The organism is Gemella sp. 27098_8_92, from assembly GCF_041433685.1.
In the GTDB taxonomy this organism is placed as follows: Bacteria; Bacillota; Bacilli; order Staphylococcales; family Gemellaceae; genus Gemella.
Genome location: NZ_JAPWBZ010000002.1, coordinates 133,996 through 147,660, shown reverse-complemented (window position 1 = coordinate 147,660; position 13,665 = coordinate 133,996). Strand labels below are relative to the sequence as shown.

General features: G+C 27.3%; 10 protein-coding genes. 2 read left to right on the top strand and 8 right to left on the bottom strand.

Annotation, left to right across the window (positions count from 1 at the left end):
• Nucleotides 1-154: 154 nt before the first annotated feature.
• The gene (clpB, locus tag O3802_RS02060; RefSeq protein WP_371458080.1) at nucleotides 155-2,737 is read right to left on the bottom strand and encodes an ATP-dependent chaperone ClpB; all 2,583 of its coding nucleotides are present in this window, start codon (nucleotides 2,735-2,737) and stop codon (nucleotides 155-157) included.
• Nucleotides 2,738-3,046: 309 nt separating this feature from the next.
• Here clpB and O3802_RS02055 point away from each other — a divergent pair, with 309 nt between their 5' ends.
• Complete coding sequence (locus O3802_RS02055) at nucleotides 3,047-3,289, top strand: hypothetical protein (RefSeq protein WP_371458079.1); 243 nt, start codon at nucleotides 3,047-3,049, stop codon at nucleotides 3,287-3,289.
• A gap of 126 nt (nucleotides 3,290-3,415) precedes the next feature.
• Nucleotides 3,416-4,741 (top strand): AIPR family protein, encoded by a 1,326-nt coding sequence (locus O3802_RS02050; RefSeq protein ID WP_371458078.1) that lies wholly within the window; start codon nucleotides 3,416-3,418, stop codon nucleotides 4,739-4,741.
• Between the two features lie 216 nt (nucleotides 4,742-4,957).
• On the opposite strand, the gene tnpA is transcribed toward O3802_RS02050, so the two are convergent.
• The 7 genes from tnpA to O3802_RS02015 form a co-directional block, all read right to left on the bottom strand.
• Nucleotides 4,958-5,422 (bottom strand): IS200/IS605 family transposase, encoded by a 465-nt coding sequence (gene tnpA / locus O3802_RS02045; protein ID WP_371458077.1) that lies wholly within the window; start codon nucleotides 5,420-5,422, stop codon nucleotides 4,958-4,960.
• Between the two features lie 298 nt (nucleotides 5,423-5,720).
• A complete protein-coding gene (locus O3802_RS02040) occupies nucleotides 5,721-6,710 on the bottom strand; it encodes a type II TA system antitoxin MqsA family protein (protein WP_371458076.1) in 990 nt (329 codons plus the stop codon).
• Nucleotides 6,711-6,769: 59 nt separating this feature from the next.
• Entirely contained in the window at nucleotides 6,770-7,180 is a 411-nt protein-coding gene (locus O3802_RS02035) for a hypothetical protein (RefSeq protein WP_371458075.1), read from the bottom strand.
• A 176-nt stretch (nucleotides 7,181-7,356) separates the two neighbouring features.
• Nucleotides 7,357-8,118 carry a nitroreductase family protein gene (locus O3802_RS02030; protein ID WP_371458074.1) on the bottom strand — a complete coding sequence of 254 codons (762 nt, stop codon included), beginning with the start codon at nucleotides 8,116-8,118 and terminating at the stop codon, nucleotides 7,357-7,359.
• 106 nt (nucleotides 8,119-8,224) lie between these two features.
• Nucleotides 8,225-8,692 carry a GNAT family N-acetyltransferase gene (locus O3802_RS02025; protein WP_371458073.1) on the bottom strand — a complete coding sequence of 156 codons (468 nt, stop codon included), beginning with the start codon at nucleotides 8,690-8,692 and terminating at the stop codon, nucleotides 8,225-8,227.
• Between the two features lie 20 nt (nucleotides 8,693-8,712).
• Nucleotides 8,713-9,765, bottom strand: coding sequence for a PD-(D/E)XK nuclease family protein (locus O3802_RS02020; RefSeq protein WP_371458072.1), 1,053 nt, complete (start codon nucleotides 9,763-9,765; stop codon nucleotides 8,713-8,715).
• Between the two features lie 134 nt (nucleotides 9,766-9,899).
• Nucleotides 9,900-13,631: an nSTAND3 domain-containing NTPase gene (locus O3802_RS02015; RefSeq protein ID WP_371458071.1), complete on the bottom strand. Its 3,732-nt coding sequence runs from the start codon at nucleotides 13,629-13,631 to the stop codon at nucleotides 9,900-9,902.
• Nucleotides 13,632-13,665 lie beyond the last annotated feature (34 nt).

Genomic DNA, 13,665 nt, shown 5'->3' with positions numbered 1-13,665 from the left:
CATAACCAAAATTCAATTACATTTAATTATACTACAAACAAATCTAATAAAAAAGAGAATTCTATACAACATTATTATAAACCCATAAAAGTAAACCTCGAATACTTTGATTTACTCATACTATATACCAAAGAATTCGAGGTTTATCTTAAAACTATTTTATTTCAATTTTTAATTCATCATCTTGGTAATCAAGGTTGACTTCCATTCCGTCTTCTATACCATGACGAATAAGTTCTACAGAAAGTTTGTTTTCTATATGACTTTGGATAAATCGTTTAAGTGGACGTGCACCAAATTTCATATCAAAACCAGCTGTCGCAACCCACTCTGAGATTGCTGGTGTGTAACTAAGTTCAATATTTCTAGCTGCAACACGTTTAACAAGCTCATTAAGAAGTTTATTAGCAATACCTTTAATGTTATCTTGTGTCAATGGTTTAAAAATAATTATATCGTCCATACGATTAAGTATCTCTGGTTTGAAGTAACCGTAAAGTTGGTTAGTAACATTTTTACGAGTTTCTTCAGAAATAACACCGTCTTTTACTTCTTCTAATAGTTCTAATGAACCAATGTTAGAAGTCATAATGATAATTGTATTTTTGAAGTCTATTACTACACCTTTAGAATCAGTTAAAGTACCTTCATCTAATAGTTGTAATAAGATGTTAAATACATCTGGATGAGCTTTTTCTATTTCGTCCATTAAGATAATACTATATGGATTACGTCTTACACTTTCAGTAAGTTGTCCACCTTCTTCATAACCGATGTATCCTGGAGGAGCCCCGATTAAACGGCTGACTGAGTGTTTTTCCATATATTCACTCATATCTATTCTAACGATATTGCGTTCATCATCAAACAAGTTAAGAGCTAAAGCTTTAGCAAGCTCAGTTTTACCTACACCAGTAGGTCCTAAGAATAGGAAGCTACCAATTGGTCTATTTGGATCGGCAATACCAGCACGAGAACGTAATATTGCATTAGTTACACTCTCAACAGCTTCATCTTGACCTATCACTTTTTCATGAATAGTATCAGCTAAGTTAAGAAGTTTTTCTTTTTCTGTTTCTACTAATCTAGTAACTGGGATACCTGTCATTTGACTTACGATAAAGCCAATTTCATCTTCAGTTACTTCTTGTTTTAGTAATTTATAATCTTCATGTTTAGATTTTTCTTCTAGTTTTTCTAACTCACGTTTTAATTTTGGTAAAGTTGAGTATTGTAATTCTGAAGCTTTTTCTAAGTTATAGTTATTTTGAGCTTGTTCTAATTCTAATTTAACTCTATCGATTTTTTCACGAAGATCTTTTACCGCAGATAATTTTTCTTTTTCACTATCTACTTGCAATTGAAGTTTATTTTGTTCTTCTTTTAAGTTTGCAAGCTCTTCTTTTAAGTTTTCTAAACGACGTTGTGATACTTCGTCATCCTCACTACTTAAAGCTTTTTCTTCGATTTCAAGTTGCATTACTTTACGATTGATTGTATCTAACTCTGCGGGGTTAGATGAGTTTTCAGTTTTAATAGTAGCACAAGCTTGGTCGATTAAGTCTATAGCTTTATCTGGTAAGAATCTGTCAGTGATATATCTGTTAGATAATTCTGCAGCTTCTACGATAGCACGGTCAGAAATTTTAACACCGTGATAAACTTCGAATCTTTCTTTAAGACCACGCAGGATAGATATTGTGTCTTCTACAGTTGGTTCTTTAACTAGAACTTTTTGGAAACGACGTTCTAACGCAGAGTCTTTTTCGATATATTGACGATATTCATTAAGTGTAGTTGCACCGATACAATGTAATTCACCACGAGCAAGCATTGGTTTTAAGATATTACCTGCATCCATTGCACCATCAGTTTTACCTGCACCAACTAACATGTGGATTTCGTCAATAAATAGGATTATTTTACCTTCTTGTTCTTTAACTTCTTTTAATACAGCTTTTAATCTTTCTTCGAATTCACCACGATATTTAGCACCTGCGACTAAACTAGTAAGGTCTAATTCAAATACTGTTTTGTCTTTTAAGCTTTCTGGTACGTCACCACGAACGATACGTTGAGCTAATGCTTCAACAATAGCAGTTTTACCTACACCAGGTTCCCCGATTAATACTGGGTTGTTTTTTGTTTTTCTAGATAATATTCTAATTACATTTCTTATTTCTTCATCACGACCAATTACTGGATCGATTTTACCGCTACGTGCAGCTTCTACTAAGTCACGTCCGTATTTTTCTAATACTTCGTAGTTGTTTTCTGGATTTTCATTCATAACTTTCTTACCTCCTCTTATACCATCGATAACTTCAGTTACGTGTTTAAGTGTAGTAACTTTATCGACATATTTTTTCACTATACTATTTTTTACATAACTTGCAAGAACAATATGCTCGCAAGAAATAAATTTATCTTCATATTTATCTTTATACTTATTAGCTTCTATTAATAAAGCATTTAAATCATTACTCAAGTAACTGGCATAATTGATATTATCTCCTTCTACTCCACTTACTTTGTTGATTTCATTATCTAACTCAGCTAGCAATGCAGCTTTATCAATATTTATTCTTCCTAATATATCACTATATAAATTACTACCAGTAAGAGCCGCTTTTATAAACATCTCACTAGTAATATTTTGACTTTTTTTCTCAGTTGCAAATTCGGAAGATTTCGCTAAGATTTCTTTCACACTATTTGTAAAACTATTAATATCCATTGTAAATCTCCTTTTTATTTTTAGTAGGTCTATGCCCGTCAAATCTATTTTTTAATGTCAAATTATCTTTGACCTATTTTGACCTTAAATAAATTATAGCACGTTTGACCTTTTTTGACAATAGTTTTTTTAAAAAAATTTTAAAAAAATAAAACACACTTTTTAGTTGATAACAGTAGATATTTTAGTATATAATTTTATATGAATATAACTTAAATAAATTATAAAATTAAAAAGTATAGTAGCTCTCTAAAATGAGGTATACGTCAATATAATAAACATAAGTAAAGAATAACGGAGGATTTAAAATTGGGAACTCAGTTAACGAATAATCAAATATTACTAAAAGAATGTATTAGTCAAGAATTTAATGAAAGCAATGGATACAAAGATCTCAATAATTACTTTGAACATTTTGCAGCTTCACAAGTATTAAAAGATTTTAATCTTAGTGATGAAGAGATTGATAATGGTAATACTGGTGGAGGAAATGATGGCGGTTGTGATAATTTATACGTTTTCCTAAATAGTGAATTAGTTACTATCGATTAAATAGAAAGACTGAATGCTACGAAAGGATCATACTTAGATTTTTTTATTTTACAGTCTAAAAATACAACCTCCTTTAATGAGCAAACTATAACAAACTGGAAAAATGTATCAAATAATCTTTTAAATATGTCAAATAAATTGAATAATTATTCAAAGAGATATAATGAATTAACTATTGAAGTGTTTGGTCTTTTTAGGGATGCAATAGCTAAATTAATTAGAAGTCAAGTAAAAATAAGATTTTACTATTATTATATTACATTAGGAACACAGGTTCATCAAAACGTTGAGATGCAAGCAAATGAATTAAAGGAATTAGTTAAGCGTTATTATCCATCAGCAGAAGTTCAAGTATCGTTTATTACAGCAGATCAATTATTACATATGTATAATACAGATAGCGAAATAATGGTGAATTTAGATTTAGTAGAACAACCAATATCATTAAGCAAAAATGAATATATCAGTTTAGTTAAATTAGGTACATATTTTAAATTTATTACAGATGACAATCAATTCTTACGTAAATCATTTTTTGAAGCTAATGTTAGAGACTATCAAGGACATAACAGTGTAAATTCATGTATCGCTGGTACTTTAGAGGGGGACGAAGCAGAAGATTTTTGGTGGTTAAATAACGGGGTAACAATTCTTTCTACAGATATTAAATTAATTACAAATAAATCATTACAAGTTGTTAACCCTCAAATAGTTAACGGTTTACAAACGTCTAGAGAAATATACAACTATTTTTCTAAAAGATCAGATAAGCATTATGAAGATAATAGAACAATTTTAGTTAGAGTAATACAGCCTAAAAGTGAAAAATCAAGAGATAATATAATTTTTTCTACAAATAATCAAACAAGTATACCTAAGTCATCTTTAAGAGTTACTGATACAATACATTTACAGATTGAAATGTATTTTAAAAATAGAGGGCTATATTACGACAGAAGAAAGAATTACTATAAAAATCAAAAGAAAAAAGCAATAGATATTATTAGCGTTTCTTTCCTTGCTCAATGCTTAATTTCTCTAATTTTAAGAAAACCAGACTTCGCAAGAGCAAGACCTTCAACATTATTAACAGATGAGGAGACATATAAACACTTATATGAAGATAATCTAGACTTAGAAGTATATTACAAAGCCGCACGAATAGGAAGAAGTGTGCAGAATACATTGAAAAAAAGTATGAATATAAAAAATACTGAAGTAAACGATATATTATTTTATGTTATATATGCAGTTGTTGCTAATGAGTTGAAAAAGAAAAAAATAACCTTTGTTGACTTAAAAGAATTTGATTTAAATAAATTAACAGAAAACACAATAATACAAATTGCTAACAAAATATATTCTAAGTATACAAATCTTGGTGGAAATAGTAGTATTGCCAAAAGCAAAACATTTATTGATAATATTTATTTACTATTCAATTTAAATTAAATTACCTTAATACAAAGCATAATATTTCCTACTTTGAAACTTTACTTAAAAAATGAATAAGTGAGTGTGTATAAAATAATGACCACCCCTGAAAAGGGGTGGTTTTCTCTGTGGGTATAACCCTTTGTTACTAACACGCACCTCAAGGCGCTGGCTTTCACATCCGTTCAAGCCCTATTGTATTTTGACACCCGCTACCCGTTAAACGGGTTTATTTTATTTTTTCTTATTTCCAAATGGATTTGTATATTCTTTTGTTGTCAGTTTATCCATCGCAATATCATGCGCTTCTTGTTCTCTTATGTATTTTTTTATCGTACTTTCATTCAATCCTACTGTACTCACATAATATCCTTCTGCCCAAAACTTTCTATTCCCATACTTATATTTTAAATTTGAATGCATATCAAATATCATCAACGAACTTTTTCCTTTCAAATATCCCATTATACTTGATACACTATATTTTGGTGGTATTGACAACAGCAAGTGTATATGATCTGGCATTATATGTCCTTCTATTATTTCTACTCCTTTATACTTACATAACCTTTGTATTATATTTACTATATCTCTTTTATATTGATTATATTCTATTTTTCGTCTATACTTAGGTGTAAATACAATATGGTATTTACATAACCATTTTGTATGTGATAAACTATTATGTTTATTTTCCATATAAAAAACATCCTTTCTTTTTTTAGAGCTTGAACTACTCTTATTTTATCAAGAAAGGATGTTTTTTCAATTGTTTAACTTTTATCTCGCACCCGCATAGCGGGTGGTTTTTTGTTTCGGAGACTTCGCCTCCTCAACTGGCTTAAGCCATTAATTAATTTACCACATATGTTTTATTAAAATACATATGCGGTAATTATTCATGCATCTATACATCTAAACACAATTTTCGAACTGAATTACTTCTATCCCGCTCCATCAGCAAGCGGCACTATTTTCAAATTAGTAGGATAATATTTTACATACAATCAAACATTTTTTTTGCATATGATTCTATATCATTAGGATTTATCATATTGTATTTTTCTATAACGTCTTTGAAATATTTTCCAATATACTCTTTTTTTATTATCTCAGTAGATGATTTCAATTCTGAAATTTTCCCTCTGGTTTTCAGCCATGGGTATTCAGAATGTGTAAATTTTTCTAGTACTTTTCCACTATAACAACAAAAATGTTTTATTACATTTTCTATAATTATCAATTCTGATGATGTAAATATAGTATCTGAAACTTCTATTTTTGATTTAATAGGATCAAATTTATAATGCTTATATTTATAATAAACTTCGGGATATACCGGACCATGTACCCATGCTTGGCAATCTTCTTCAAATAGGAATTCATTATTAAATGCATAATAAAACCCTTGGACATAATACAATGATTTTTGTAACGCTAAAGGCGTAATATCTTCGCAACGATTTAAGATATAATTAATAACCCTATTTATTTTTGACTCTTCACTTAAATTCACTTCAAGAATTTTATCAACTGCTTCTTTACTTTTTTTATACGCAATTTCTGAAGGTAATTTTTCCTTATTATTTTCTAAAAGTTCACTATAAAATACTGGACTTTCATAAATTTTATTTAGTATATCTGAATACTGTTTACTAGGGATATCTCCATTACAGTAACGTGAATAAGTTTGTTCACCCCATCCTAATAACAATGACAACGGACGCTTAGAAATACTATACTTTTCACATATTTCTAATATTCTCTCTAAAGAGATGATACCATTCTTTTCTCTATACACATCATATAAAGCCTTTAGATTATAATCATTTATACTATTCACAAAGATATTAGACTTACATTCTTTACATTTAGCAACTTTACCTGTGTAAGTATAAGTCTCACCCTTTATAGTTCCTATCATTTGTTCTTCAATTACGCTATACTCAACATCATTTCTACAATTTTCACAAAAAACTTTTTCCATATCAGTATTCCTCACTTACATTTACCTATTTCAAAATATACATCATCAATATAATTAGATTATCTAAATGCATAATCTATTTCTTTATTGCATTTATGAAAGGAAATCACTATTGTTCGATTTGTCTCTCCATAATCAATTATATTAAACTTTGTATAAATATCTACGACTTCTTCTACATCATCTATATTATATAAACTTACTTGAGGTACAAAAACATACAACACTTCATGTTCATATCCAACATTTGTATTCTGTAGAGAGTGACAAAAATCATCAACTTTAATATTTAATAATATTCTTTTTTGCTTATCACTTCTAATATTATAATCGTTAACAAATGCGATATTTTCTCGCCTATTTTGATTAAATGAAATAGTATATTTATTACATTCTATACATTTTTTTATTATACATAGAATATTTTCTATATCTTCTTTTGTATAATTTTGATTATAATTAGGGTTCATAAAATCACCTCTTTGTACTATCATCATAACTAAAACTATGACTTTTGTCAATTAAAAATGCATCAATTAGTACACTTTTTTTCGTAAATAGTTATCTTTGTTATTATCTTGTTATAAAAATAACGCTTATCTAGTATACAACCACATAAGCGTTTTTTAATATTAAATTTTCTTTTCTATTCCTTCTTACCTACAAATCCATTTTTCTCTAATAGTTCTTTAGTTACTTTTTCTATACCAGAAGGTTGCGCATAGAAGTCAGCGAATTTCTTAGTCCATGTTTTAGTTTCACGAGCTTCAGCAAAGTCTATCATTGTCTGACGATATTGTTTTAATACTTCTTCATTAGATTTTGGAAACTCATTGTATCCTACGTTAGCTTCATGAGGTAATCTAGGTTTAACTTTTTCTGTAGATTTTTCTTCATCAATTACTCCGATACTAAGTCCACATAAGAACAATGCATTTTCTGAAATATTTAATAATTCAGAAATACCTTTAGCAAATCCTCTCACTCCTCCACAGTAGACAATACCATATCCTAGTGATTCAGCAGCTAATGCAGCGTTTTGCATCGCAATACCAACATCCATAGAACCAATTAATAGAGGTTCATATTGATTAGAAATATCAAACTCTCCACCTTCAATATCAAATGATAATTTAATATTGCTGTAGTCTAGGCAGTATATTAAGAATGCTACAGAGCTTTCGATATGAGCTGCATTACCTGGAGCTTGTTCTCTAATTAAATCAGCAATTTTTTGTTTTGTTTCCCCTGTTGTAGCAATAATACTGTAGTGTTGACCATTCATCCAGCTAGATGCTTGTTTAGAACATTCAATAATTTGATCTAAATGTTCTTTTGGTAGTTCATTTCCTTTTACAAAACTTCTTCTTGTACGATGGTTCATCATTGTTTCTATCACTTTGTTCATACTTTACCTCCATGGTTAAATGAAATATTTGTTGTGTTGATAGTTATATTATAACTCTAAAAAGGAAGGTTGAAAAGGAAAATAGTGCTTACTTTATATAATTCCACTAATCTTTTTGAAAAAATACGATATCCATTCCATCTTTAATATGCTCTATCTTATCTATTCTTCTATAACCTAATTTCTCATATAAATAGATATTACCTTTCTCTTGTAGAATAGTATCTAATTCCCAATGACTAGAACCATATATTTTTTCCAATTCTTTTACAGCTAACTGTGCAAAGCCTTTATTTCTATACGAGGGCATAATCCATAAAGGAGCGATTCTTTTCCTACTTCCATCTTCTTTATCAATAACTCTTACTCCCCCAACCTTGTTGTCATCTTTTACAATAAAGAAATACTTTGTCCATGGTTGATTATATTTATTCAATATATTTTTATAACTTTCAGTTGCTGGACTCATATCATAATCTTTATATTTTTCTAATAAATCTTTAAATGCTTCAACTTGCATTTCCCATATTTCTTTCATGTCAGATTCAGTTGCTTTCAATAATACTATGCTCATTCTTTTTTCACTTCTATCCTCTAATTTTCCAATATAATATCTTTAACAATGTTTAAATTCTCTTCAATTTTCTTCACATCTTCTTTTATATAATCAATTAATTTTTTACAAGATACATCTTTTCTTATATGTGCATAATCGTAAAAATCTTTTTTATAATATGCCTTCCATTTTTTTCGTGAAGATGATTTTTCTAGTATTGGATTGTTTTCTAAGTTAAAGTTAAATAAACATGTTTTTTCTTTTATAATATCACATATTCTTTCTAAATCACCTAATCTCTCTTTATCTTCAATAGAAAAATTAACCTTATGCCTATACTGATTCCCTTGTATCTGAATATCAAATGATGATGTAGTACCTTCAATAGGAAGATCAATACCAAAATGATGTTCTCCTCTTATTCTATCAGAGTATGTTTTATACCCCAAATCAGCAATCTTATTCTGTAAATTCGCATAATGAATCTTCTCGATAACCGATCTTAATCTCATACCTTCAAGTACTTTATTATTAGAATCTTCTAAAAAGTATAATTCACCATAACTTATCTTTTCAATAAATTTTTCCACATTTTTCATATAATCAATATAATCTATTAAGAATAGTCTAAAAGTCTCATCTACTTTTTTAAGTAAATCACTATAATACTCAATTAACTCACCATAACTTCTTCTAAACCAACTTTTAGGAAGCTCAAATCCAGGTTCAACTAAACTAAGAAGTTTCCCTTTAGCACTGGAATTTTTTTCAGAATAACGAATTAATTGATTCTCATCAGGTAAAGACTTAACCTTATTTTCTATAAAAATAACATGATTCTTACTATCCTCATCAATAACCTCAATAGTTAAATCAATTTTATTTTTTTCCCTAAACACCTTCAAGTTTGTGTATTTTTTATTAATATCTACAACATCGCTAAAAAATTTATGATTAATACATTCAGACCTCTCAAGTACAACAGCAAAAAGATTGCTGTGGTATAATTCTAGATTACTTAATGATAGTTGGTAATTTAGTGTATTTTCTATTTTATTCCTAAGGGCTAGTAACTGATTGAAATTTTCCATTTAACAATTCCTTTACTCTGATAATTAATATAACCTGTTACGTTTTATTATAGCATAAATAATAGTATTTTTTTATAAACTAACAAATATGCATTTATGTAAGATAATAATTTTTAAAATTTAAATACAAATCTCTATATTATTCCCTCATATAAATCTTCAGTTTCTGTTCTATCAATTTCAAGTATTAAATTACTTTCTATATTAGTTAAATATTCCTCATGATCGAGAAACTTAATACCTTCCATTAAAGGATATATACTTTGAATAAAATTTATACGTTTTTCAAATAAATGAATAAAACTCCCAAAACCTGACATTGCCCTTGGAAAAAGAGATAGTTTCTTAAATGTTTCAAAATTATAGTTATTATTTAGGAAAATTTTTATTGAAAATTTTCTTAGTTCTTCATTTAATTCACAAATAATATTAAATATATTCACTATATTTTCTTTATTTGCATTCTCGCTAATAATGTGTTCTAACCATATATACTGATTTTCTTCAACTATTTCTTCATCACTAGTATTTGTAAATAACTCTGAAGCCAAACTAGCCTTATCATAATAACCAATATTACTTTCCAAAATATTATAAAATATCAAATCAAAATACTCAATGAAATTTTCTGATTTCCAAAGTCTTTCTATTCGTCCATCTTCGTTACCGGTATTCCATGCTTTTCTCATAATATAAATATCACTATATTTTCTTAAGAATTCTTCATTATTCTTTATAAATGCAATGAAAAATTCTCCTGTATAATCAAAAGTAATTCCTTCTTCTAGCAACTTAAAATAAATATTGTATAAAACTTCTACCTCATCTTTATATGATAGTAATAGTTTTTCAGGTGTATATAAACCTTCATCAAATAGATTTTCCAAATAAGAACAAGATGCAGCTTTATTTTTCGAAAAATTTGCTAGTATTATTTTAGAAATTTCTATATAAATATTAGGGTTAATAATTAAAAATTTCTCTAAAAAATTTAAATTTCTTATGTAATTTATTTTATTATTTTTTATATCAAATTTTACAAAATTTAATAGTTCTTCATACATATCTACGTCAATACAATTAGCAGGTAAAATATCAAAATAGAAATATATCCATTTATTTTTAAAATTGGAATTTGTATTTTTTAAATCCGTTAATATTTCTCTATAGTTCTCATTATTTAATATTTTTTCTAATAACACCTTAGGTTGTATATTTATATTTCCACTTGAGTTAATTAATACATCAAACAACTTTTTATCATCATAGAGATCTAAATCATTAATTAAATATGTTAAAGCTTCATTTATATAATAGTAATCTTCACTTAATAGAGGATCTCCAAGCATATTATCTACTAAAGAAATTAACTCTTTTTCATCTATATTCTTTTTACTACAAAAATATCTTGTAATTTGTTCTTGTCTGCAGTTTTTAGATTCTTTAATACTACATTCAAAAAATCTTCTATTATTTCTAAATAACGAATAAATTTCCCATTCTTTACCAGTAAGATACTTTTCAAGTTCTCCTTTCAAGTTCATCCCAAGCTTTTTGACACTATTTAGAATTTTACTTAGTACTTTTAAATAACCAATTCTAGTAGTTTCATATTGTGATAAAATATTTTCGATTTGTACTAAATCCTCTTCAAGTATTTTAATATCTATTTTACTCGAACTATTTTTATGGTATATTTTATCAGCAAATTCTCCTAAAAAAGCAAGCACCTTATCTTTCCATTCTAATTTAGAAACTAATGAATTTAAAATATACCAACTAGCTTTACGATACTCACTAATATATGAATCATAATCTATGTGCCAACTTCGAATTATAAAACTATTATTTTTATCTGGAATAATACTTTCAAACGAATAAGATAATAAATACTTCGCCCACATATACCCTATAGCCATAGCATTACTATTGCCTTTATTTATATCCTCCAGTAAATATTCACATATTATTTTCTGAGTATTATCAGTACCTTTAGGCTGTAAACTATAATACGCTTCTAACCAGTTATAAGATTCTATTAAAGTCGAACTTGTTTTACCAGCATATTTCATTAATAATTGATAAACCTTCAATAATTCATTGCTATTTTGATATCCTGTTAAATATTCAAGAGGAGAATTACTATTATAAAAATCTTTCCTATCAAAATTAATTTCAGTAATATTAAACTCTTTTTCTTCAATACTTTTTATCTTTTCGTCAGCAATTTTAAACCCTTTTATAGGTTTATAGATATGAAAATCTCTCACAAAAGATTCATAATACTGAGAATTTTCTTTTTCAAATTTATTCCAAACTATTAATATTTCTTCTTTAATATATTCTAACGTTTTTTCTGATCTAAATATATTTAAAATCGTATTTAATGCTTCTATTGTTCTACTACGAGAATAAATATAAAAAACTTCTATTATATCTGATAATTTAATTAACTGTTCATCTAAAAAAACATAATATAGCATATAATTTGACAAACATTGATCATCAAAAATTGCAACTTTTCCTTTTTTTACATTTATAAACTCAATTCTTTTTAACTTATCAATAGCATTTTTAAAATCAAAAATTGATATTCCTAATTCAATTAGAAACTCTTTAAAAAATTCTACATCTTGAAACTTTATTGATTTATTAAAAGCTAAAATTCCTGCTGTAATAAAGACAGCTCTATCAGCTTCTATAAGTTTACTCATAGGTTTTTTATAGTAGTTCTCATACAGTTGTGAAGCATCTGAAATAGAAGATAAGTTTTGTTTTTCTTTCGCTAATTTTCCAGCCATATACGCAAATCTCGGAATTCCTTCAGAAATTCTTATAATCTGGTCTACATATAAATTATTTCTAATTCCAAAATTATTTTCTATAAATTTCTTTATTTCATCATCTGTAAGTTTAGTAATATCAATAGTTATAGGATTTGTATATTCTCTAACTAGATTAATAACCTCTTCTTTTATATAGTCCCTTACAGTCGCAATTATTTTAACATGATAATTATCACTAAGTTTATTTACATATTCTAATATAAAATTAAACTGCTCTAGTTCATTAGCATCATCTACTATAAATAGATAATTCTCACCTTTTTTTATTGTCGATACTAAATCATTATAAATTTCTAATTTATTACTTTTTACACAAAATATTTTATAATTTCCTGTTTTCTCATACAAACTTGCTGCTTCTAGGGCTAATCTTGTTTTCCCAACACCTGATTTCCCTCCAATAATTACTACAGAACTGGTTCCGAGAGAATTGACAATATTTTGTAATTCTTCTTCTCTAAAATGAAAAACAGTATTTAAAGGTGCAGTCATAATATTATTATCATTTAACTTTATAAAGTCATCAATAGGAAGGATTTGATTAGTATTAATACTGAGATTCAATAATCTCAACAACTCAGGATAATCGTTATATACAAGATTAGCTATCTCATCAATACCATAAATTTCTAAGTTTACATCTTTCTTATTACAAAACTCATGTAATTTATTATCTTCTATGACTTTTAAATTCGATGAAGTATGACAACAAATAATCGTTTCAATTTTCTCTACTGGTAGATCTTTTTCTACTAAATCAAAACATTTCCTAATATCTTCAAGTAACTTATCATAAATGTTATTTTGTTGTGTCGTAAATACTACAAATACATAATTTCCATTCTCCTGTCTAGAGTATGTATCTGGATTACCTGTCTTTGTCTTTCCCGTACCTGCTTTTATTCCTAATTCATTAATATTTTTATAACCAATTTTATATAATAATGTACTACAAAACTCTTCAAAGTATGCGGGCGCTAATTCTAATATTTTTCTTTTAACATCTGTTATTTCTGTCATTTTGCCTCCTTTAAAGATCTATTTATTTTTAACT